General features: G+C 68.9%; 22 protein-coding genes. 13 read left to right on the top strand and 9 right to left on the bottom strand.

Translation table 11 applies throughout. The features are described from left to right. Window positions 1-82 precede the first annotated feature (82 nt). The 4 genes from HL658_RS28605 to HL658_RS28590 all read left to right on the top strand — a co-directional run bounded on the left by HL658_RS28605 (window position 83) and on the right by HL658_RS28590 (window position 4,845). Window positions 83-628 (top strand): TRAP transporter small permease, encoded by a 546-nt coding sequence (locus tag HL658_RS28605; protein ID WP_180285779.1) that lies wholly within the window; start codon window positions 83-85, stop codon window positions 626-628. A 28-nt stretch (window positions 629-656) separates the two neighbouring features. Then, window positions 657-1,964, top strand: a complete 1,308-nt coding sequence (locus HL658_RS28600; protein ID WP_180285780.1) for a TRAP transporter large permease — start codon at window positions 657-659, stop codon at window positions 1,962-1,964. Between the two features lie 50 nt (window positions 1,965-2,014). Then, window positions 2,015-3,127, top strand: coding sequence for a C4-dicarboxylate TRAP transporter substrate-binding protein (locus HL658_RS28595; protein ID WP_180285781.1), 1,113 nt, complete (start codon window positions 2,015-2,017; stop codon window positions 3,125-3,127). A gap of 284 nt (window positions 3,128-3,411) precedes the next feature. Further along, complete coding sequence (locus HL658_RS28590) at window positions 3,412-4,845, top strand: L,D-transpeptidase family protein (RefSeq protein ID WP_180285782.1); 1,434 nt, start codon at window positions 3,412-3,414, stop codon at window positions 4,843-4,845. Window positions 4,846-4,867: 22 nt separating this feature from the next. Here HL658_RS28590 and HL658_RS28585 read toward each other — a convergent pair whose 3' ends face one another. Then, window positions 4,868-5,293 (bottom strand): NUDIX hydrolase, encoded by a 426-nt coding sequence (locus tag HL658_RS28585; RefSeq protein WP_180285783.1) that lies wholly within the window; start codon window positions 5,291-5,293, stop codon window positions 4,868-4,870. Between the two features lie 150 nt (window positions 5,294-5,443). Beyond that, window positions 5,444-6,682 carry an App1 family protein phosphatidate phosphatase gene (locus tag HL658_RS28580; protein ID WP_211109877.1) on the bottom strand — a complete coding sequence of 413 codons (1,239 nt, stop codon included), beginning with the start codon at window positions 6,680-6,682 and terminating at the stop codon, window positions 5,444-5,446. A 264-nt stretch (window positions 6,683-6,946) separates the two neighbouring features. On the opposite strand from HL658_RS28580, the gene HL658_RS28575 reads away from it, so the two are divergent. Next, window positions 6,947-7,333 carry a response regulator gene (locus HL658_RS28575; protein WP_180285784.1) on the top strand — a complete coding sequence of 129 codons (387 nt, stop codon included), beginning with the start codon at window positions 6,947-6,949 and terminating at the stop codon, window positions 7,331-7,333. A gap of 15 nt (window positions 7,334-7,348) precedes the next feature. Here HL658_RS28575 and HL658_RS28570 read toward each other — a convergent pair whose 3' ends face one another. Continuing rightward, window positions 7,349-7,831: an Lrp/AsnC family transcriptional regulator gene (locus HL658_RS28570; protein ID WP_180285785.1), complete on the bottom strand. Its 483-nt coding sequence runs from the start codon at window positions 7,829-7,831 to the stop codon at window positions 7,349-7,351. Window positions 7,832-7,964: 133 nt separating this feature from the next. Here HL658_RS28570 and HL658_RS28565 point away from each other — a divergent pair, with 133 nt between their 5' ends. Further along, complete coding sequence (locus HL658_RS28565) at window positions 7,965-10,397, top strand: transketolase (RefSeq protein WP_180287686.1); 2,433 nt, start codon at window positions 7,965-7,967, stop codon at window positions 10,395-10,397. A 17-nt stretch (window positions 10,398-10,414) separates the two neighbouring features. Here HL658_RS28565 and hydA read toward each other — a convergent pair whose 3' ends face one another. The 6 genes from hydA to HL658_RS28535 form a co-directional block, all read right to left on the bottom strand. Continuing rightward, a complete protein-coding gene (gene hydA / locus HL658_RS28560; RefSeq protein WP_180285793.1) occupies window positions 10,415-11,854 on the bottom strand; it encodes a dihydropyrimidinase in 1,440 nt (479 codons plus the stop codon). A gap of 79 nt (window positions 11,855-11,933) precedes the next feature. Beyond that, window positions 11,934-12,665, bottom strand: a complete 732-nt coding sequence (locus HL658_RS28555; protein WP_343055377.1) for a GntR family transcriptional regulator — start codon at window positions 12,663-12,665, stop codon at window positions 11,934-11,936. Continuing rightward, the gene (locus HL658_RS28550) at window positions 12,662-13,594 is read right to left on the bottom strand and encodes a dihydrodipicolinate synthase family protein (protein ID WP_180285794.1); all 933 of its coding nucleotides are present in this window, start codon (window positions 13,592-13,594) and stop codon (window positions 12,662-12,664) included. Before HL658_RS28550 ends, HL658_RS28555 begins: the two co-directional genes overlap by 4 nt. Window positions 13,595-13,612: 18 nt before the next feature. Beyond that, entirely contained in the window at window positions 13,613-14,743 is a 1,131-nt protein-coding gene (locus HL658_RS28545; RefSeq protein WP_180285795.1) for an NAD(P)/FAD-dependent oxidoreductase, read from the bottom strand. After that, entirely contained in the window at window positions 14,740-16,176 is a 1,437-nt protein-coding gene (locus tag HL658_RS37395) for an FAD-dependent oxidoreductase (RefSeq protein WP_211109876.1), read from the bottom strand. Before HL658_RS37395 ends, HL658_RS28545 begins: the two co-directional genes overlap by 4 nt. Beyond that, on the bottom strand, window positions 16,173-16,457 hold the full coding sequence (locus HL658_RS28535) for a (2Fe-2S)-binding protein (RefSeq protein WP_180285797.1): 285 nt from the start codon (window positions 16,455-16,457) through the stop codon (window positions 16,173-16,175). The genes HL658_RS37395 and HL658_RS28535 overlap by 4 nt, the downstream gene beginning before the upstream one ends. Window positions 16,458-16,663: 206 nt before the next feature. Here HL658_RS28535 and HL658_RS28530 point away from each other — a divergent pair, with 206 nt between their 5' ends. The 7 genes from HL658_RS28530 to HL658_RS28500 all read left to right on the top strand — a co-directional run bounded on the left by HL658_RS28530 (window position 16,664) and on the right by HL658_RS28500 (window position 22,453). After that, window positions 16,664-17,476: a transporter substrate-binding domain-containing protein gene (locus tag HL658_RS28530; protein WP_211109875.1), complete on the top strand. Its 813-nt coding sequence runs from the start codon at window positions 16,664-16,666 to the stop codon at window positions 17,474-17,476. A 61-nt stretch (window positions 17,477-17,537) separates the two neighbouring features. Then, on the top strand, window positions 17,538-18,212 hold the full coding sequence (locus HL658_RS28525; RefSeq protein WP_180285799.1) for an amino acid ABC transporter permease: 675 nt from the start codon (window positions 17,538-17,540) through the stop codon (window positions 18,210-18,212). After that, window positions 18,212-18,901: an amino acid ABC transporter permease gene (locus HL658_RS28520; RefSeq protein ID WP_180285800.1), complete on the top strand. Its 690-nt coding sequence runs from the start codon at window positions 18,212-18,214 to the stop codon at window positions 18,899-18,901. The genes HL658_RS28525 and HL658_RS28520 overlap by 1 nt, the downstream gene beginning before the upstream one ends. Then, window positions 18,879-19,616 carry an amino acid ABC transporter ATP-binding protein gene (locus HL658_RS28515; protein WP_180285801.1) on the top strand — a complete coding sequence of 246 codons (738 nt, stop codon included), beginning with the start codon at window positions 18,879-18,881 and terminating at the stop codon, window positions 19,614-19,616. Before HL658_RS28520 ends, HL658_RS28515 begins: the two co-directional genes overlap by 23 nt. A gap of 61 nt (window positions 19,617-19,677) precedes the next feature. Continuing rightward, complete coding sequence (locus HL658_RS28510) at window positions 19,678-20,574, top strand: DUF6282 family protein (RefSeq protein WP_180285802.1); 897 nt, start codon at window positions 19,678-19,680, stop codon at window positions 20,572-20,574. Continuing rightward, window positions 20,571-21,599 (top strand): phosphotriesterase family protein, encoded by a 1,029-nt coding sequence (locus tag HL658_RS28505; RefSeq protein WP_180285803.1) that lies wholly within the window; start codon window positions 20,571-20,573, stop codon window positions 21,597-21,599. The genes HL658_RS28510 and HL658_RS28505 overlap by 4 nt, the downstream gene beginning before the upstream one ends. Beyond that, the gene (locus HL658_RS28500) at window positions 21,596-22,453 is read left to right on the top strand and encodes a DMT family transporter (protein WP_180285804.1); all 858 of its coding nucleotides are present in this window, start codon (window positions 21,596-21,598) and stop codon (window positions 22,451-22,453) included. Before HL658_RS28505 ends, HL658_RS28500 begins: the two co-directional genes overlap by 4 nt. Window positions 22,454-22,465: the final 12 nt, after the last annotated feature.

Raw genomic sequence — 22,465 nt, 5'->3', positions numbered from 1 at the left:
GTCCGCTGCTACACTCAATCATCCGGAGCGGCCGCCGGAACCCGGAACAAAAGAACGGCCGGATCCAAGGGAGGATCGACGCATGAACGCTGCCGAGCGCGCGCTCGACCTGTTGTCGCGCAGCCTCATGGTGCTGGCCTCACTTGCCATCCTCGGCATGATGGTGCAGGTGGTGATCGACGTCGCCTTGCGGAACATCTGGCACTCCACCCTGGCGGGGACGGAGGAGGTGGTGTCCGCGTATTACATGATCGGCTGCGCCTTCCTGCCGCTGGCCTGGGTGCAGCGTGAGCGCGGTCACGTGATCATCGAACTGTTCACCTCCTGGCTGCCGGAACGCTCGACGGCCTTTCTCGACGGGGTGGTGATGGCGGTCGTGGGGGCCGGCCTGCTCGTCTTCACGGTGGCGACCTTCGACAAGGCGCTCGCCATGACCGCCGACAACGAGATCATGATCGGCACCATCGACGTGACGGTGTGGCCCAGCCGCTGGATGCTCCCGATCGGCATCGGCGCGATGGCGCTCTGCATGATCCTCCAGTCGGTCCAGGAGTTCGGGCGCGCCTTCGGCCTTCTCCCCCCGCGTCCTCGTCCGGCGGCCCTCGCCGAGGACATCGAACCGATCTGACGCCGGCATCGCGATCCCAGGAGCGTCCATGTCTTCCCTTTCGATCGGAATCGCCGGCATCGCGGCGCTGCTGGGCCTGCTGGCCCTGCGCGTGCCGATCGGCTTCGCCCTCGGCAGCGTGTCGGTGGTCGGCATTCTGCTGATCCGCGGCCCGGACGCGGCTCTGAGCGTGCTGGCGAACCAGCCCTACACCTTCATCGCCCACTGGTCGCTGTCGGCGGTGCCGATGTTCCTGCTGATGGGCAACGTCGCCTTCCACGCCGGGCTGACGCGCACACTGTACAAGGCGGCCCGCTTGTGGCTCAGCGGCCTGCCCGGCGGGCTGGCGGTGGCGAGCACGGCGGCCTGCGGCATGTTCGCGGCGGCGTCGGGGTCCAGCGTCGCCACCGCCTCGGCCATGGGACGCATCGCCATCCCGGAGATGCTGCGCTACCGCTACGACCCCGGTCTCGCCACCGGCTCGGTCGCGGTCGCGGGCACGCTGGGGTCGCTGATCCCGCCCAGCATCCTGATGGTGATCTACGCCATCTTCGCCGAGGTCTCGGTCAGCAAGGCGCTGATCGCCGGCGTCATCCCCGGCATCCTGTCCGGCGTGATGTTCGCCCTGCTCATCATAGTCCGCTGCAAGCTGAACCCCAATCTGGCACCGATGGTGCGGGACCAGGTGACCTGGCACGAGCGCTTCGTCGTGCTCGCCAGCGTGTGGCCGCTGCCGGTGCTGATCCTGGGCGTGATCGGCGGCATCTATTCGGGCATCGTGACCTCCACCGAGGCTGCGTCGCTGGGTGCCTTCCTGGCCTTCGTCATCGCCGCCTGCCAGCGGCGGCTGACCTGGAAAGTGCTGGTCGATTCCGTGGCCGATTCCCTGAAGGGTACGGCGTCCATCTTCTTCATCGCGCTGGGCGGCATCCTGCTGTCGCGCTTCATGGCCTTCAGCGGTCTGCCGAACCATCTGGCCGAGGTGATCTCCGGTCTGGCGATCGACCCGCTGTTGCTGGTGATCGTCACCTCCGCCATCTTCATCTTCCTGGGCATGTTCCTGGACTCGCTGGGCCTGATGCTGCTGGTGATCCCGGTCGTCATGCCGGCCTTCGAGGCGGTCGGCACCGACCTGATCTGGTTCGGCGTGCTGGTCATCAAGTATCTGGAGATCGGGCTGGTCACGCCGCCGGTCGGCCTGAACGTCTATGTGATCAAGAGCGTCGTCGGCGACCGCATCCCGCTGGAGACCATCTTCAAGGGTGTGGGGTGGTTCATCGTGGCCGACATCGTGACGCTGGCCCTGCTGATCACCTTTCCCGAAATCTCGCTGTTCCTGCCGCGACTGATGGACTGACGCCCGTCACGACCGGCCATTCCGCAGACCATAAGACAAGGGAGGAAGCCATGACACCCAAGAGCCTGAGCCTCATCGCGGCGTCCGCAGCACTCGCCTGCCTCGCCGGCACAGCCTCGGCGGACCCGGTCAAGATCGTCTACGCCAATTATCTCAATCCGAAGCACAGCACGAACCCGCTGCTGGTCGAGTATTTCAACCGGGTCCAGAAGGACAGCGGCGGCACGGTGACCTTCGAGTACCACTTCGCCAGCTCGTTGCTGACCGGCAAGGACATCCCCGGCGGGGTGCGCGACGGCATCGCCGACAGCGGCTATTTCGTCGGCGCCTATGTCCCGTCGGAAATGCCGGTGGACAATTACCTCGGCGATTTCAGCCTGATCAGCGAGGATCCGCTGGTGATGACCGGTGTCAACAACGAGCTGGTCCTCTTCAACTGCGAGCAGTGCACGGACGAGTACGAGAAGAAGTTCAAGACCAAGTTCCTCGCCACCTACGCGCTCACCCCCTACGTCTACCATTGCAAGACGGAGGTGCGGACGCTCGACGACATGAAGGGCAAGAAGGTGCGCGGCCTCGCCGGCTATGCGGATCTCGCCCGCGCGATGGGAGCCATCCCGGTGAACGTCAACGCCGACGAGGCCTACGAGGCGCTCGACCGTGGCACGATCGATTGCGCCCTGCATTCGATCACCGCGCAGAAGACCCGCTCCTACGGTGAAGCGGCAAAATACATCATCACCGATTCCCTCGGCGGCTTCTTCGGTGCGTCGCTGTTCAATCTCCGCCTTGAGAAATGGAACAAGCTGACCAAGGACCAGCGCGACGCCATCGTCAAGAACATTCCCGAGCTGGTCACCAAGTCGATCTACACCTACATCAAGGAGGATGAGGACGTCGTCGCCGAGTACACCAAGCGCGGCAACAAGTTCTACAACGCGGCGCCCGACCTTGGGAAGTTCTTCGTGGAGTTCCGGGAAAGCTACCTGTCGAAGGCGATCGCGCGGGGCAAGGAGCGCAAGGTGCGCGACCCCGAAAAGATCGCCGACGAGTTGCAGCGCCTGAAGACCAAGTGGACCAAGCTGCTCGCCGACAACGGCCGCGATCCGGAGACCTTCCAGAAGCTGCTGTGGCAGGAGATCTACAGCAAGATCAAGACCTGATCCGCCATCCGGCAGCGGACGCGCAAAGCCCCGTTCCCGCCCTTCGACCGGCGGGGGCGGGGCTTTCCGTTGGCGGCCCCGGAGCCGCGTCCTGTGACCGGAAAGGAACAAAGCGGGAAGATTCCACAGGCTTGGACGGCCGTTGGGCGCTTGGTCACGACGTTACCGCTTGTGTTGTACCGCAACGATCGGCACACACTATATCTGGACGCCGACACATCGTCGTGATGTGCCGGACGGGTGCCGTTAGCCGTATCTTCACGTCTGTGGATCACAGTCAGCCCATGCCGAACGTCGATCGCTCACACACCCGCCCGCGCCGTATGCTGGGGCTGGCCGCCGGCCTGCTCGGCGGACTCCTGTCCCTGCCGGTGGACGCCGCGACCGCCCGCGACCTGGTCGCGGGATGGGCGGCACGGCTCGACCAGCGCGCGAGCGAGTTGGAGAAGGCGCCGCGGGTGAAGGCCACGCTGGTGGGCGCCGGCATGGTGCTGAAGAAGGGCGATGGCGGCATGGTCGATGCCGTGGTGCCAGGCCCCGTGCAACCGCCAGCGGACGCGCCGTCCGCCCCGGTCGCTCTGCCGGATCCGGCGGACGCCGCCCTGTGGGCCCTCGCCGGGATCGCGCCGCCGCCCGTCGATGTGTCGATCCCGACGCTGACCCTGCCGGTGCGGGCGCGCAGCGCCGACCGTGTCGGCCGGTTGGCGGCGCGGCTGGTGGAGCTGGGCCATCTGGCGCCCGACCGCTGGACCGACAGTTTCGATGACGAGCTGGAAGCCGCCGTCCGCTCCTTCCAGACGGCCGAGGGGCTGATGCCGGACGGCAAGGTGGGCGAGGCGACGCGCCAGGCGCTCGACCGGACCCCGGCGCAGGCCGCCGCTCTCATGCGCAACGCGGTGGCCTCGCTGAAATCCTTCCAGGCGACCGTGCCCGACCGTGTGATCCTGGTGAATCTGCCGAGCCAGACCGTCACCTACATCGACCGCGGCGCGCTGGTCTTCACGATGCGCGCGGTGGTCGGCCGGCCGTCGCGTCAGACGCCGCTGATCCAGGACAAGGTCACCAGCGTGACCATCAATCCCACCTGGACCGTGCCGCCGACGGTGCTGACCGAGGACAAGCTGCCCAACCTGCGCAAGAAGGGGAACAGCGGCATCAAGAACGCCGTCGTCTATCTGGACGGCAAGGAGGTGGTGCCGGAGCGGGTGAACTGGTGGTCGGTCACCCCCGACCGCATCCGCATCGTTCAGCAGCCGGGCGACGACAACGCGCTGGGCCGTTTCCGCTTCAACCTGACCAACGGTGACGGCATCTTCCTGCACGGCACCAACGACCCGAGGCTGTTCGATCGCGACATGCGGGCGGCGAGTTCCGGCTGCGTCCGGCTTGCCGATGCCCGCGGCGTCGCGGAGACGTTGCTGCGCCCCGCCAGCGTGGACAAGGCCGCCATCGACGCGCAGCTCGACAGCGGCAAGACCCGCACCATCGCGCTGCCCGCGGCGGTGCCGGTGCGCTTCGTCTATTGGACGGCGACGGTGGAGCCGCAGGGCACCGTGCGCGTGCATCCCGGCATTTATGAGGACGCGCCGGGCGTGGCCGAAGCCGCACCCGTCAAGCGGGTCCCGCCGAAGCCGCCAACGCGCCCGGTGCAGGCCGGCGCGTCCCGTCAGGCGAAGGAGACCGGCACCATCCAGCAGGTCGCGCGCACCCGCACCTGAACACTGCCCGGTGCTTCCGGTGTCACGACGCCGGCAGCGCCAGCCTCAACAACATCTCGACCAGACCGCTTTCGCCGACGGCCAGGGCGGCGGCACCGGGCGTCATCCAGGCGCGCTCGCGCTGGTCCTTCTCCGGCCAGTCGGCGAGCTCCTCCTCGACGCGCAGAAGGTAGACCGTCACATCACAGGTCACCGCTTTGCTGGACGTCAGGCGCTTGCTGTAGCGGTAGGAGCCGTAGGGCGGCTTCACCACCGTACCGGTCACCCCGGCCTCCTCGAACGCCTCCCGCGCCGCCATGCGGTCGGGCTTGGTGTCCTTCTCGACCCACCCCTTGGGCACGATCCAGCGACGCGTCTCGCGCGAGGTGATCAGCAGCACCTCGGTACGTCCATTGACCACACGAAAGGGAAGGGCGGCGCATTGGCGCAGTGGCTTGGATGTGCTCATGTCATGCCATTGATCGGATTCGCGCAAAAACGAGCCGGACCTCACGCAACACTCGCCCTCCTCGCCTAGACCAATATCCTAACATCGGTGCGAATAACCCTCTATTCAAATCAACAATTGTTACTATGCCGAAATGCATTGTCCGCAAGATCATAGCCGCCGGCGGGCGGTCGCGTCCCCGCCTTCGACCAGAACGTTCGGCGGAACGGGGTGAGTGCCCTGCTCCAGCACGTCGCGCAATTCGGATGCGGAGACCACACCCGCCGACGGCGCCGTCCCGCCTCCGTCGCCGGCCAGCTCGCCGCGCACCGCCGACAGGGTGCCGGGTGGAACGACGTTCAACCTTTCCGCCTCCTCGGCCATGGCGGCGCTGTCGGCGGCGAGCAGCATGCGGCTCCCGGCACGGGTGACGGCAGCCGCCAGTTCCTCGATCTCCCGCTCGCGCCCGCCGCCCTTGGACACGTTGCGGATGAGCACGGCCAGCACGCGGCCGGGATGCTCCTCGACGATCTGCCGGTACACCTCCGGATCATGCTGGCCGCTGTCGCCGATCAGGATGAAGGGAAGATCGTCGTAGAGGTCCAGCATATGGCGGATCAGTGCCTGCTTGTGGTCCTCCGCCCGGCGGGGAAAGGGCCGGCGCCAGGACAGCCCCCATTCCCGCAGGAACATGATCGGCCCGACCGGCACGCCGTGCATGTGGAAGAACTTGTCCAACACATCGTACAGCCCCCAGGGCGCCCGCGAGACGTAGAGAAGCGGGTTGCCCTGGTCGCCGGTGGCACCGGCGTGCAGCGCGCGGTAGAGCGGGGCGACGCCGGGGAACGCCGTGCGGCTGGCGGCGTCCTCCACGAACAGGCGCCAGAGCATGCGCAGCGTGTTGGCGACCCCGGTGTGCACGATGGTGTCGTCGATGTCGCTGATCACCACGAAACGGGCACGGTCGGGTGGGATGTAGACGGCACCGCGGGCGCTCACCGGCGGCTCCGCCTCCAGCCGGATGTGCAGCGCGTGCCAGTCACGGTCGGACGGGGGAGCGTCCCGCAAGGGGATCTGCAATCGGAAATAGCCGTCACGGTCGGTCGCGACCGTGTGTTCCGTCCCGTACAGCCGCGCCGTCACGCGGGCGCCGGCGACGGACCGGCGGGCGATCCGCCGCGCGATGTCGCGGAGATGACGGGCGATGCGTTCCCGCCGGGGGTCGGGATGGGGTGTCGATTGGCGGAACACGCGCCCGATCACGAACGCCTCCCGCCGCGAGCCGTAGCCACGGTAGGGCTGGATCACGATGCCATCCCGGCCCTGGGCCGTGCGCACAGGGCGCGCGACCAGATCGAGCACTCCGGCCACCGCCCGCATCCAGCTTCCCAGCCCACGCCTCACGCCCATGCCCGCCGCTCCTGTGAACCGAAAGCCACCCGCTTTCGTACGAATGGTCTCGGAAGCACAACGTCGCGCGCGCGGCACCGGGTCCGGATCGGCTAGGCGTTTGGGCCGGACATAGGCGCACAAGCCGGCTGGAAAAACGAAATTGCATTCATATTGTTTAAAATGCCATTTATCGCGATGGCGATGCCCGAAGACCGCAGCGATCCGGGGGAGCATTTGCACGCTGGCCACCGAACGGACGATCCATCACAGCCATGGTCGGGCGTGGTCGCCCTTCTGATCGAGGAGGATTCCCTGGTCCGGGCGGCCATGTGCCTCGTCCTGACGAGCTGGGGGGTCCGCATCCTCGACGTGCCGAGCCTGCTGGTCGCGGAACGGGCGGTCGCCGGCGCCGGGGTGGTTCCCGGCATCGTGCTGACCGCGCTCAACGTCGGCGGTGCGGCGGACAACAACGATGCGTTCGAGCTGTTGCCACCGATCCTGGAGCGCATCGGTTTCACCGGACCGGTGATCGTGACCACCGGCGACACCAGCCCCGAACGGAGCGGGCGCATCGCCGCGCTGGGCTGGACGCGGCTGGTGAAACCCTTTCGCCCGGACGAGTTGCGGGCGGTGCTTGCGGAGTGCCTGCCAGCGCCGGGCGGCGGGTGATGATCCCGGCCGGGGTCAGTCCGCCAGATGCCCGAGCGGCAGGGCGGTGTTGTAGCGCACCTGTTTCAGAGCGAAGCTGGATTTGATGCTCGCCACCCCGGGTACCCGCGTCAGATGGTCCTTCAGGAACCGCTCGTAGGCGGCGAGGTCGGGCACGACGACGCGCAGCAGGTAATCCGCCTCCCCCGTCATCAAGTAGCATTCCAGCACCTCCGGCCAGCGGACGACCGCCGCCTCGAAGGCGTCCAGCCGCTCCTCCACCTGCCGTTCGAGCGTGACGCTGACGAAGACGCTGACGGACAGGTCCACCGCCGCGGGATCGACCAGCGCCACATAGTTGCGGATGACGCCCGTCTCCTCCAGCGCCTTGACCCGGCGCAGGCACGGCGAGGGCGACAGGCCGACGCGCTGCGACAGGTCGCTGTTGGCCATACGCCCGTCCTGCTGGAGCAGGGCGAGGATGTTGCGGTCGATGCGGTCGAGATCGGGTTTTGGCATTGAATACCACTTGGAGGCTGATTTTGGCAGATCATACCAATTTCGGACGCATATGCGACGATGTTCGCAAGCACCTGCCGGACCGCCGATGTTAAAGTGGATTGTTCGTTTCTGAAACCATAGGACGGTTCCCATGAGCACCGGCACGACCCCTCCCCTCCCCGCCCCCATCGCCCCCGAGGCGCTGGCCTGTCTGCGGGAGCTTGAGCGGAAGGTGCTCTGGCTGGCCGCCTGGACCATCCACAACGCCAACCACGTACGGCCCAACAACGACGGGCTGAAGGTCGGCGGGCATCAGGCGTCGTCGGCGTCCATGGCGACCATCATGACGGCGCTCTACTTCGCGTCTCTGCGCCCGCAGGACCGGGTGGCGGTGAAGCCGCACGCCAGCCCCGTGTTCCACGCCATCCAATATCTGCTGGGCAACCAGACGAGGGAGAAGCTGGAAGCCTTCCGCGGCTTCAAGGGCGCGCAGTCCTACCCCTCGCGCACCAAGGACGTGGACGATGTGGATTTCTCGACCGGCTCGGTGGGGCTGGGGGTGGCGCAGACGCTCTTCGCCTCGCTGGTGCAGGATTATGTGCGCGCCCATGGCTGGGGCCAGCAGCTCCCCGAGGGCCGCATGGTGGCGCTGGTCGGCGACGCCGAGATGGACGAGGGCAACATCTTCGAGGCGTTGCTGGAGGGCTGGAAGCACGGGCTGCGCAACACCTGGTGGATCGTCGACTACAACCGCCAGAGCCTGGACGCGGTGATCCGCGAAGGGCTGTGGGAGCGGCTGGAGGGGATGTTCCGCAACTTCGGCTGGGACGTGGTCATCCTCAAGCACGGGGAGCTGATGAAGGCGGCTTTCCGGGAGCCTGGGGGCGAGGCGCTGCGCGACTGGATCGACCGCTGCCCCAACCAGCTCTACTCCGCCCTGACCTTCCAGGGCGGGGCCGCGTGGCGCAAGCGGCTGCTGGACGATTTGGGCGACCAGGGGCCGGTGACGCGGCTGATCGAGTCCCGCAGCGACGAGGAGCTGGCCCGGCTGATGGGCAACCTCGGTGGGCACGATCTGCCGTCCTTGTTGGCCGCCTTCGAGGAGGCGGGCCGGCACGACCGCCCCGTCTGCTTCATCGCCTACACGGTGAAGGGCTTCGGGCTGCCGCTGGCCGGGCACAAGGACAACCATTCCGGCCTGCTGACACCGGCGCAGATGGACGCCTTCCGCACCGCGCAGGGCATCCGTCCCGGCCAGGAGTGGACGCCCTTCGAGGGGCTGGCCCTGCCGGAGGCCACGCTGCGCGGCTTCCTGGAGCGCGTGCCCTTCAACGCCAGGGGGCGCCGCCGCTACACCGCCCCCGCTGTGCCGGTGCCGGACACGCTGGCGGTGCCGGCGCAGAAGGCGCTGTCCACCCAGGCCGGTTTCGGCCTGATCCTGAACGAGATCGGGCGGGAAAAGAGCGAACTGGCCCAGCGCATCGTCACCACCGCACCGGACGTGACGGTTTCCACCAACCTGGGCGCCTGGGTGAACCGGCGCGGCCTGTTCGCCAAGCAGGTGGTGGCCGACCTGTTCAAGAGCGAGCGCATCCCGTCCACCTACAGTTGGGAGTTCTCGCCCAAGGGCCAGCACATCGAACTCGGCATCGCGGAATCCAACCTGTTCACCCTGCTGTCGGCGCTGGGTCTGTCGCATGCGGTGTTCGGGGAACGGCTGCTGCCGGTCGGCACGCTCTACGACCCCTTCATCTACCGCGGGGCCGACGCGCTGAACTACGCCTGCTACCAGGACGCCCGCTTCCTGCTGGTCGCCACCCCCTCCGGCATCACGCTGGCGCCGGAAGGCGGGGCGCACCAGTCCATCGGCACGCCGCTGGTCGGCATGGCGCAGGACGGGCTGGCCTATTTCGAGCCGGCCTTCGTGGACGAGCTGGCGGTGGTCATGCGCTGGGCCTTCGACTACATGCAGCGCGACGGCGAGGGCGCGCCCGACGAGCGCAACTGGCTGCGCGACGAGACCGGCGGCTCGGTCTATCTGCGCCTGTCCTCCCGCACGCTGGAGCAGCCGTCCCGGACCATGACCGACGAGCTGCGGCGCGACGTGATCGACGGCGCCTACTGGATGCGCCGGCCGGGGCCGAACGCGCAGGTGGTGGTGGCCTACACCGGGGCCATCGCGCCGGAGGCGATCGAGGCGGTCGGGCTGCTGGGCGAGGACCGGCGCGATGTCGGGCTGCTCGCCGTCACCTCCGCCGACCGCCTTCAGGCCGGCTGGAGTGCCGCGCAGCGGGCGCGCGAGCGCGGGCTGGTCCACGCCATGAGCCACATCGAACGGCTGCTGGCCGGGGTGCCGCCGCATTGCGCGCTGGTGACGGTGCTGGACGGCCACCCGGCGACGCTGGGCTGGCTGGGCTCCGTCCACGGCCACCGCACGCGCGCTCTGGGGGTGGAGCATTTCGGCCAGACCGGCAGCCTCGCCGACCTGTACCGCCACCACGGCATCGACGCCCAATCCATCGCCCGCGCCGCCCAGGCGGCCTCACCGGGGCGACCGGTGCGGCACCTGCGGGCGGCGGGGTGATGCGGCAGCCTCTCCCCTTACGCCCCGTACTCCGTCGGCCGTACGCCGCGGGGGCGGGCGAAGGGGGAGAGGTCGCGTTTCAGGAAGCGGCCGTGGCCGGGGGTGCCGACCACCTCGCCCTTGTGGACGACCTTAGTGCCGCGCACCAGCACCGTCTCCGGCCAGCCGATGACCTCGAACCCCTCGTAGGGGGTGTAGTCGGCGCCGTGATGCATGATGTCCTGGGTGATGGTGACCTTCTTCTCCGGATCCCAGATCACGATGTCGGCGTCGGCGCCCACCGCGATGCTGCCCTTGCGCGGCGCCAGCCCGTAGAGGCGGGCGTGGTTGGTGGAGGTCATCGCCACGAACTCCTGCAGGGTGATGCGGCCCTTGCCCACCCCTTCGGAGAACAGGATGGGCATCCGCACCTCGACACCCGGAATGCCGTTCGGCACCCATTTGAAGGCGGTGCGCTCGCCGTGCCGCTTCTTGCCGGCCGGCGTGTCGAAGCGGAACGGGCAGTGGTCGGAGGAGAAGACCTGGAAGACGCCGGTCTGCAAACCGTTCCAGCACGCCTTCTGGCTTTCCAGATCGCGCGGCGGCGGGCTGCACACGTATTTGGCGCCCTCCATGTTCAGGCCCTTCAGGTCGTCGGCCGTCAGCGTCAGATACTGGGTGCAGGTCTCGCCATAGACCTTCAGGCCGCGGCTCTGCGCCCAGCGGATCTGCTCGATGGCATCGGCGGAGGAGACGTGCACGATCATGATCGGCACATCGACGATCTCCGCGAAGGAGATGGCGCGGTGCGTCGCCTCCCGCTCCACCGGAATGGGGCGCGATTCGGCGTGGTGGTAGGGATCGGTGCGGCCGGCGCGCTCCAGCCTTTCGGTCAGGAACTTGATGGCGTCGTAGCCCTCGGCGTGGACCATCACCAGCGCGCCCTCGTTGCGCGCCACGTCGAAGGTCTCCAGCAGCTCGCGGTCGTTCAGCTTCAGGTCGTCGTAGGTCATGAAGACCTTGAACGAGGTGTAGCCGTCCTGCACCAGCGCCGGCAGCTCCTGCCCCAGAACGCTCTCGCTGGGGTCGGAGACGATGAGGTGGAAGCCGTAGTCGATCAGGCACTTGCCCTCGGCCTTGGCGTGGTAGTCCTGGACCGCCGCACGCAGCGAGCCGCCCTTCACCTGAAGCGCGAAGGGGATCACCGTGGTGTTGCCGCCGCAGGCCGCCGACACCGTGCCGGACCGGAAATCGTCGGCCATGACGGTGTCGTCGCCGCTGTACTGGTCGATGTGGACGTGGCTGTCGATGCCGCCCGGCATCACCAGCCGCCCGCCGGCGTCCAGCGTCGGCGCACCGGGGTCCAGGCGCTCGGCCAGCGCCACGATGCGCCCGTCCTTGATCCCGACCTCGCACTTGGTCGTGTCGGAGGCGGTCACCACCGTGCCGTTGCGGATCACCAGATCGAATTCAGCCATGGTCTGTCCTGGTCCTCTCTGCCCGGATTTGCATACGCTCTGTATACGCGAAAGCCCGCGGCTCCGTCAGCGGCCGCCTTCAACGACCTGTGGGGTTGCGGCCGCTGAGGATCGCCATCGCCTCGTCCTGTAGGTTGCGCAGGTGGCGCAGCATCAGCCGCCGCGCCTCCTTCGCGTTGCCGGCCGCGAAGGCGTCGAGGATCGCCAGATGCTCCTCCCCGTCCGCCTTGACGCGGCGGAAGGGGCTCGACACCTCGAACAGCCGGCTGTTGATGCGCACCTGCGTGATCAGCCGGGCCAGCACCGCGTTGCCGCTGTGGTCGGCGAACAGCATGTGCAGCCGGTCGTCCAGCGCCCAGTGCCGGCTTTCCTGCTCCTGCGCCACCATCATGCGCGCGATGTCGGCGCGAAGGCTGTCGATGACGGCGGTTTCGACCCGGCCGTCGGCCAGGGTGATCGCCTCCCCCTCCAGCAGCTCGCGCACCTTCATGCTCTGGAAGAACTCCGTCGCATCGACCTTGCGGACGACGTAGGAGCGGGTGCCGCTGCGCTGGAGCAGCCCTTCCCCGGCCAGCCGGCCCAGCGCCTCGCGCATCGGCGTGCGCGAGATCTGCAGCTCGTCGGCCAGACGCCCTTCCACCACGACCGCCCCGCCCGGCAGGCGCCGGTGCAGGATCATGTCGTACAGCCGGTCGTAGGCCAGCGCCGACAGGTTGCGGTCGCGGACGGGATCGGCCGCGCCCTCGGAGAGGGTGCCGTCGGGGTCGGCGTCGTTCGGAGCGCCGGGGGGGATGCCGCCGTCTCTGCTCACAGCAGTCCGGCGGTGGTGAGGGCGGAACGGAGCATGGCGACCTCATGGTCGGGCAGCGGCCCGATGGGTGGACGCATCACGTCATGACGCAACTTTCCAACCATCTTCAAGCAGCATTTCAACCGAGCCGTCGCCAGCCCGCCGGGCGCCGTGCCGTAGATGGCACGGGCCAGCGGCTGGATGACCGAATGATGGCCGCGCGCCCGCTCCAGATCGCCGGCCAGCACCGCCCGCTCCAGCCCGACGATGGCGTCCGGCACCAGCACGGCGAGGCTGACGAGGCTGCCCTCGCTGCCCACCACGAAGCAGGTCAGCAGATGCTCGTCGCCCGACGCCATGACCGAGACCTGCGGCGCCACCGCCTTGACCAGCCGCCGGTTCGCCTCGTAGGCCGCGGCCTCCCAGCTTCCCTCCTTGATGCCGACGACGCCGGGGATTTGCACCAGACGGGCCAGCGCATCGTGGGTGTAGGCCATGGTGCCGGCGCGGACACCCGCCTGATAGAGCATCAGCGGGCCGGGGGCGGCCTCGGCGATCATGCGGTGGTGGGTCACCGCCATGTCGGCGTCCTGCGACAACGCCCAGGAGAAGGGCGGGAAAACCATCAGCGCGTCGGCCCCGGCGTCGCGGGCGTCCGCGGCGTGGCGCTGCGCCTCCAGGCTGCCTTCGGCGTTGAGGCCGCTGACGATCACGGCGCGGTCGCCGATGGTGGCGTGCGCGATCGCGACGACGCGGCGCTTCTCCTCCCGGCTCAGCATGAAGTTCTCGCCGGCATGGCCGTTGATCAGCACGCCGCGCATGCCGGGGGTCGCCATGGCATCCTGAAGGTGCGCGGCCAGCGCGTCCTCGTCGATGGCGAAGTCCGGGCGCATCGGGCAGACGGTGGCGACATAGACGCCGTCGAACGGGGCGTTGGTGTCGGGAATCATGGTGGCCTCGCGCACGGGTCAGGTGAGGGCGGGAGCCGCCTGCGGCTCCAGCAGGCGGGACGGGTCGAAGAGCGGACGCTCCGGCTCCCGCCCCAGGATCAGGTCGGCCAGCAGCCGGCCCATGTAAGGGCCGCTGGTGTAGCCGGAATGGACGCTGCCGATGACGAAGGCGTCCGGCACGCCGGGCACCGCGCCGATCATCGGCATGGCGTCCGCCGTCTCCGCCTCCAGCCCCAGCCAGATGCGGGCGACGCGCGTCTCCGCCAGCGCCGGGATCACCCAGCGGGCAAGGCGTGTGTTGCCGATCAGGTTTTCCGGGATGGTCTGCACGCCGCCGCGCTTGGGATCGCCGATGCCCTGCCAGCCGCCGCCGATCAGCACCGTGCCGTTGGCGAACTGCTTCAGCGACAACAGCCCGTTGGCGACGCTCAGCACCGTGCGCATCACCGGGCGCAGCCGTTCGGTGACGACGAGCTGGTTGATCAGGCACTTGACCGGGATGCGCAGGCCGAGCCAGCCCAGCATCTCCTCCAGCCACACGCCGCCGGCCAGCACCAGCCGCCGGGCGCGCACCGGCTCCGCCCCCGCGATGCGCAGGCTGAAGCCGCCGTCGCCGCTGTCCACCCCGATCACCGCCGCCCCCTCGCGGACCACCGCCCCGGCCTCGACCAGCGCCTCGCGGTAGGCCCGGCCGGTCAGGTAGGAGCTGGCGAAGCCGTCGATGGGGCAGTAGGCGGCCAACCGCACTTGGTCGGACAGGCCCGGCTCCACCGCGCGGGCGCGGGACGCGGGCACGATCTCGATGGGGGCGCCGTATTCGCGCCTTGCGGCGGCGCGGGCGTGCAGCATCTCCTCCTCCGCTGGGGTGAAGGCCAGCGACAGCCCTTCGGTGGAGACCGCCGCCACGCCGCGGCCCAGCCATTGGTCGGCGCTCAGCCACAGCTCGTGGCCGCGCACGGCGTAGGGGATCAGGGAGGCGCGGGTCATGTGCAGGGTCAGCGTGCCGGCGTTCACGCCCGACGCCTCCCGGCACAGCGGGCCGCGGTCGAGAATGACGGTGCGCAGGCCGCCGCGCGCCAGCATCAGAGCCGTGGTGGCGCCCATCACGCCGCCACCGACGACGGCCACATCGAACATGGGCGCGCTCATAGCGGGGCCGCCTTCGGCAGCGGGATATCGGCGTAGGTGAAATCGCCGGTCAACAGATCCATCGGCACCGGGCGCAGCGGCGCGCGGCCGGTCCACAGGCCCGCGGCCCCGCGGCTCCCGACGGCTTCGGCGACCAGGGAGGCCGCCGTCTCGCCGCACATGCGGCCCTGGCAGGGTCCCATGCCGCAGCGGGTCCAGGCCTTGAGCTGGTTGACGTCGCGGGCGCCGGCCGCCACCGCCTCGTCGATCTCCCCGCGGGTCACATCCTCGCAGCGGCAGACCACGGTGTCGGGCGCCACCGACGCGGCGTGGGCGGGCCGCAGCGCCATCAGCCGCGCCATCGCCCGGCCGAAGCGCTGCGCCGCCGCCAACCGCTTACGGACCGGCGCCGCCGCCGTCTCATGCGCGTCCGCGCCGAGCCGCCCGAGGTCGCGCGCCACGGCGAGGCCGGCGAGTTGCCCCTGCAGATGCGCCGCCGCCGCACCGGAAATGCCGGCCCCGTCGCCGGCCACATAGAGGCCGGGCAGCGAGGTCCGGAAATCCGCGTCATGTTCCGCCACCCAGCCGCCAAGTGCGGCGTCGAAGCGGTGGCGGGCGCGCAGCAGGCGGGTGATCTCGGTGCCGGGTGTCAGGCCGTGGCCGACCGCCACGCAATCCGTCTCGATGTCCTGGCCGGCGCCATCCGGCAGCGGCCGACGGTCGGCATCCACCCGGCAGGGGGTCACGGCAAGGCCGTCGGCGGTCTCCCGCACGGCGGCGATGCCGGTGCGGAAATGGACCGGAACGCCGGCCGCCTTCAGGCGCACCACCCAGCCCAGCCCCCGCAGCGCCAGATCCGGCCGCGAGGCGAGCGCCGGCAGCGCCGCCAGCCAGTCGCCGGGGCCGGACAGGTCGAGCACCGCCGCCGGTTTGCCGCCGCCGTCCAGCACCGCGACCGCGACCGCGGCCAGCAGCGGCCCGCAACCGGCGATCACCGGCCGCCGGCCGGGCAGCATCTGTTGCGACTTCAGCAGGATCGTCGCGGCGGCCAGCCCGATCACACCCGGCAGCGTCCAGCCGGGGAAGGGGACGACGCGCTCGGTGGTGCCGGTGGCGGCGATAACCGCCGGGGCCGACCAATGCACCGGCCCGCCCTGCCCCACCGCATCGACGCGGTAGCCGGGGCTGACCTGCCACACGGAATGGCGGAAGGCGACCGCCGCACCGCTGGCGAGCAGGCTCTGCCGCTGGCCCGCACCCTCCTTCTTGTCGGGGTTGGCCGGCGCGTCGGCGCGGGTGGCGAAGGCCTGCGGGGTGGCGCGGTACACCTGCCCGCCGGTTGTCTCGTTCTCATCGACCACCAGAACCGACAGGCCGTGGCTTCGGGCGGTCACCGCGGCGCCGACGCCGGCCGGGCCGGCGCCCAGCACGATCAGGTCGTATGCCCCGCTCACCACGGCACCCCCGTCGTCACCGCCAGCCCCTCGCTCACCGGCGTCTGGCAGGCGGGCACGCGCCGGCCGCCGACGATCACCACGCATTCCTGGCAGGCGCCCATCAGGCAGAACATGCCGCGCGGCGCACCGGCCCGCGGGCTTTCGCGCAGGCGCCGCCGGCCGGCCGCGAACAGCGCGGCGGCGACGCTCTCGCCGGGATGGGCCGACACGGGCGTGCCGTCCACGGTGATGGTGACGGCCCCCGGCCGGTCGACGGTGTGGCCGATGCGCAGGCTCATGATCCCCCGGTTTTCCCTGGTCTCCGCCCCGCCTGCGGCAGCCTTGTCGCGTCGGGGCTCATTCCTTCCGTTGACAAGCTAGCAAACGAATGCTCCCATGTGTACAAGAATCGTATACGGTGCGTATACGGTCGGCCGTCGGGAGAGCGGCCACGGGCGAGCTTCACCAGGTCATCATCGACCTGTTCATCAACGGGAGGTGCATCGTGCTGAAATCCATCCTGCGCAGCGCGGCCGTGGCGGCGGTCGCCGCCGTCGCCTGTCTTGCGTCCGTCAACGCCAGCGCCCGCTCGCTGGACGAGATCCTGTCGTCCAAGAAGCTGATCGTCGGCGTGAACCCCACGCTGCCGCCGCTGGGCCTGTTCAACGACAAGAACCAGATCGACGGATTCGACGTCGAGGTGTCGAAGCGGCTGGCCGACATGCTGGGCGTCGAGCTCCAGGTCGTGCAGGTCGGCTCCCCCGACCGCATTCCGTTCGTGCAGAGCGGCAAGATCGACATGGTTCTGGGCGCCATGACCCGGAACCCCGACCGCGCCAAGGTGATCGACTTCACCGTGCCGGTTCATTCCGAAGTGTTCGGCGTGCTGACCACCAAGGCCAAGCCCTACACCGACTGGAAGGAGCTGAACGACGAGTCGGTGAAGCTGGTGCAGGTCCGCGGCACGACGCCGCTGAAGTTCATCGCCGACAACCTGCCGAAGGCGCAGGTGCTCCAGCTCGACAACTACCCCGACGCCGTCCGCGCCATCGCCCAGGGCCGTGGCGACGCGATGGTCGATGTCATCGACTTCGTCGGCGAGCACATGAACAAGCACAAGGTGGACTGGAAGGTCGTGGAGACCCCGGTCGACGTCTATTACTGCTCGATCGGCGTGTCCAAGGGGAATGATTCCTTGCGCAACTGGCTGAACGTGGCGCTGTTCGACCTGCACCGGCGCGGTTTCATCGACACCACCTGGAAGAAGTGGTTCGGCATCGGCATGCTCTACGACGTGAAGCCCTCGCCCTACTTCTGATCCCGACGCGGCGGCAGGTGCATCGCCTGTCGCCACCCTTTCCCTGCCAGGCACGCCGGTGATGGACATCACGCTTCAATTCGGCCAGATCACGCCGCATCTTCCCTATCTGCTGGGCGGCGCTTGGCTGAGCCTGCAGATCGCCTTCCTCGCCTTCTGCGGGGGCATGATGCTGGGGCTTCTGGGGGCGACGGCCTTGAGCTTCGGGCCGCGCTGGCTGCGCGCGCTGGTCGGCGCCTATGTGGGGTTCTTCATGAACACCCCGCAGCTCGTGCAGATCTACTTCATCTTCTTCGCCCTGCCCGACGCCGGGCTGCTGATGGAGCCCTACGAGGCGGTGCTGCTCGGCATGACGCTGAACGCCGGCGCCTATCTCACCGAGATCCAGCGGGCCGGCTTCACGTCGATCCACCGGACGGAGTTGGAGGCGGCGCAGACCATCGGCTTCTCGCTGATGCAATCCGTGCGTTACGTGATCCTGCCGCACATCATGAAGGTGCTGTTCCCGCCGCTGTCCAACCATTACATCCTGATGACGCTCGGCACCTCCATGGCCGCCATCTTCGGGGTGGAGGAGCTGACCGGCCGGGCGCTCAACCTGAATTCCCAGACCTTCCGGTCGATCGAGGTGTTCTCGATCACCGCCGGGCTCTACATCGTCATCACCTTCATCGCCACCACCCTGCTGGCGCTGGTCGGCCGCGGCTTCTTCCGCGCCCGCATGAGGATCCTCTGATGCTCGAACGGATCATCGAGGAGGCACCGGCCTTCTTCGGCTATTACAACGTCGTCTTCCTGCTGGAAGCGCTGCTGGCGACCTTCCTGCTGTCCGTGATCGGCTGTCTGGTCGGGTTCCTGGCGGGTTTCGCCATGGCGGCGGTGCGCCGCAGCGGCGGACGGGCGCTGGCCCCGGCGCGCTGGCTCATCCTCGCCTATGTGGAGGTGTTCCGGCGCATCCCCTTCCTGGTGACGCTGCTGCTCTGCTTCTTCCTGTTCGAGGTGCTTAAGCTCGGCCTGACCACCTTCCAGGTGGCGGTGGTCGCCGTCTGCCTGATCGCAAGCGCCTACATCGCGGAGATCGTGCGCGGCGGGCTGGACAGCGTGCACCACAATCAATGGGACGCAGCCGCCACGCTGAATTTCACCTATTGGGAGACGCTGCGCTGGGTGGTGGTGCCGCAGGCGTGGCGCGTGATCCTGCCGCCGGTCTTCAGCTTCTTCGTGCTGTTCATCAAGGACACGGCACTGGCCAGCCAGATCGGCGTGGTGGAGCTGACCTACGCCGGCAAGGTCCTGAACAACAAGGGCTTCTCCGCCGCCCTGGTGTTCGGGTCGATCCTGATCCTGTATTTCGCCCTGTCCTGGCCGCTGGCGCGCGCCGGGTCCTGGATGGAGAAGAAGCTTGCGCCATCTCGACATCGTTGACCTGCGGGCCGATTACGGCAGCCACACGGTCCTGGAGCGCATCAACCTGGAGGTCGGCAAGGGCGAGATCGTCAGCCTGATCGGCCCCTCCGGCTCCGGCAAGAGCACGCTGCTGCGCGTCATCCTCGGCCTCTTGCCGCCCATCGCCGGCGAGGTGCGCATCGGCGGCCAGACCATCGATTACCGGAACAAGCGCGACGTGAAGGCGATCCGCTCGCGCGTCGCCGTGGTGTTCCAGCAGTACAACCTGTTCCAGAACATGGACGTGCTGCGCAACGTCACCATCGCGCCCGTGAAGGTGAAGGGCCGCCCGCGCGCCGAGGTGGAGGAGGAGGCGAAGCTGCTCCTCACCAGGGTCGGGCTGGGGGACAAGCTGAAATCCTACCCCGACCAGCTCAGCGGCGGGCAGCAGCAGCGCGTCGCCATCGCCCGCGCGCTGGCGCTGAAGCCGGAAATCCTGCTTCTGGACGAGGTGACCTCGGCGCTCGACCCCGAGCTGGTGAACGAGGTGCTGGACACCATCCGCGACCTCGCCACCGAGGGCATGACCATGCTGATCGTCTCGCACGAGATGGCCTTCGTGCGCGAGGTGTCGTCGAAGGTGGTCTTCATGGCCGCAGGCCATGTGGTGGAGACCGGCCCGCCCAAGCAAATCTTCGACAACCCGCAGATGGCCCGCACCCAGGACTTCGTCGGCAAGATCCTGCGGCATTGAGGGTGGCGGCGGCGGGGAATGCCCCCGCGACGACACAAAAATATAAGGAGGGACGCCCGCGATGAGACCCGGAATGGAGCTGCTGGTGGGAGCGGTGGACAACCATGTCCACGCCTGCCCGCACATCAACGCCCGCAACCTGACCGTGCTGGACGCGGTGCGCGACGCCGCTGCGGCCGGCATGCGGGCGATCGGGCTGATGGACAATTTCTGCAACAGCGCCGGCTATGCGGCGCTGGCGATGCGCGAGCTGGGGCATCTCGGCGTCGAGGTGTTCGGCGGGCTGATCATGGAGCCGCCGGCCGGCGGCGTCTCCACCGAGGCGGTACGGGTGGCGCTCGGCTACGGCTATGGGGAGGGGGCGCGCTTCGTGTCGCTGCCCACCCACCACACCCGCAACATCGCGCTGATGGAGCGGCGTGGCCCGGCCTATGTGGAAAGCTGCCTCGCCATCCCGGACAGCGGCCCCCTGCCCGACCCGCTGCCGGAGATCCTGGACCTGATCGCCGCGCACGACGTGGTGTTCAACACCGGCCACGTCTCCGGCCCGGAGGCAGTGCGCGCGGTGGAGGCGGCAAAGGCCGCCGGCGTCACCCGCATCCTGGTGCCGTGCAGCCATTACGACGCCGCGACGGTGGCGGCGGTGACGGCGCTCGGCGCCTGCGCCGAGTTCTCCTTCTTCTTTCTGAGCCACGCCACCCAGGTGGGCCTGACCCATGTGGATTCGGAGGCGCACACCGTGCCCGCCGTCTCCCTGCCGGAGATGGCGGCGCTGATCCGCGCCGCGGGGCCGGAGCGCACGATCCTGTCCGGCGACTGCGGTGTCGCCGTGCTGCCGCCGCCGATCGAGGGCTTCCGCGAGTTCCTGCTGATGATCGCCAGCGCCGGTTTCGACCGCGACGCGCTGCGCCGGATGAGCGCCGACAACGCCGCGGCGCTGTTCCGGGTCGGCGCATGACTGGCATTATCCAGACAGTGAGTGGCCCGGTCGCGCCCGAGGCGCTGGGCTGGACGCTGATGCACGAGCATGTGCTGTGCGACGTCACCCCCCCCGCGCTGGCCGCCGCCGGCGGGCCGGAGGTGGAGATCACCCTGGAGAACTGCTGGGAGATCCGCCACCACTGGTGCCTGCACCTCGGCAACCACCGGCTCGACCGCGAGGATGTGGCGGTCGCCGAGCTGGAGCGGCTGAAGGGCTCCGGCGGCAGCGCCCTGGTGGAGCTGACCTGCGCCGGCATCGCCCCCGATCCGGAAGGGCTGCGTCGGGTCTCGGCGGCGTCCGGCGTGCACATCGTCATGGGTTGCGGGCACTACATCGAGTCCTATCTGGCGCCCGGCGTCGCCGACCGCTCCATCGAGGATCTGGCGGCGGAGATGGTGGCAGCGGTGCGCCAGGGCGTCGGTCCGTCCGGCGTGCGCGCCGGGATCATCGGGGAGATCGGCTGCTCGAACCCCTGGACGGAGACGGAGCGGCGCATCCTGCACGCCGCGGTGCTGGCGCAGCGGGAGACGGGGGCGGCGCTGAACATCCACCCGCCGCGCCAGCCCATCCACCCGGCGGAGGTGGTGGCGTTCGTCGCCTCCCACGGCGGCGACCCGTCGCGCACGGTGATCAGCCATGTCGACCGCACGCTGTTCACCGACGACGACCTGTTCCGTCTCGCCGACAGTGGCGCGATCATCGAGTTCGACTTCTTCGGGATCGAGTCGTCCTATTACCCCTTCCAGCACGACATCGATCTGCCCAACGACGGCATGCGGCTGCGCATGATCCGCCGGCTGATCGACCGCGGTCATCTCGACCGGATCACCCTGTCGCAGGACATCTGCACCCGCACGCGGTTGCAGCGCTGGGGCGGTCACGGCTACCGGCACCTGTTCGCGAACGTGGTGCCGGTGATGCGCCGCCGCGGCTTCACGGAGGACGAGATCGACACACTGCTGGTCCGTACGCCCCGTCGTCTGCTCACGATCCCGGCATGACCGCTCCCGACGGGCGGCGGCTCGGCATTGCCCTGGTGATGCTGGCGGTGCTGTTCTTCACGCTGCTGGACAGCACCGCCAAGGCACTGGCCGGCAGCCATTCCATGGGCATGCTGGTGTGGGCCCGCTACGCCTTCGGGCTCGGCTGGCTGCTGCTTCTCATGCCGAAGGGGCATGGTCTCCAGCCCTTCCACACGGCGCGGCCGTGGGTGCACGCGCTGCGCGGGACGCTGATCATGGCGTCCACCGGCTTCATGTTCGCTTCCGTCCGCCACCTGCCGCTCGCCACCATCTACGCCATCTCCTTCCTGTCGCCGCTGCTGGTGGCGGCGATGTCCGTGCCGTTTCTGGGAGAGCGGGTGCGGCCGGCGCAATGGCTGGCCATCCTCGGCGGCTTCGCCGGGGTGCTGGTGGTGGTGCGACCGGGCATGGTGCCGGTGGACTGGACGATCCTGCTGCCCTTCGGGATGATGGCCACCTACGCACTCTACCAAATCCTCACGCGGATGACCGGCCTGTCGGACCCGCCGCTGACCGCCTTGCTGCACGTGACGCTGGTCGGGTTCCTGGCGGCGTCGCTGGCGCTGCCGGTGTCGTGGAGCGCGCCGGACCCCTGGCATTGGGCCGCCTTCGCCGCCATGGGAGCGCTCGGCACCGCGGGGCACCTGTGCCTGATCAAGGCGCTGACCATCGCACCCGCGTCCGCCGTGTCGCCCTTCACCTACACGCAGATCATCTGGGCGACGCTGGTCAGCGTCCTGTGGTTCGGCCAGATGCCGGACGCCCCGACCCTGGCCGGTGGCGCCATCGTGATCGCCAGCGGGCTGTGGCTGATGCGGATGGGGACACGCTGAGCGACCGCGTCC

The sequence above is a fragment of the Azospirillum oleiclasticum genome, assembly GCF_013423485.1.
In the GTDB taxonomy this organism is placed as follows: Bacteria; Pseudomonadota; Alphaproteobacteria; order Azospirillales; family Azospirillaceae; genus Azospirillum; species Azospirillum oleiclasticum.
Note: the sequence above shows the minus strand (reverse complement) of the source record. Positions and strands in the feature narration are given on the sequence as shown.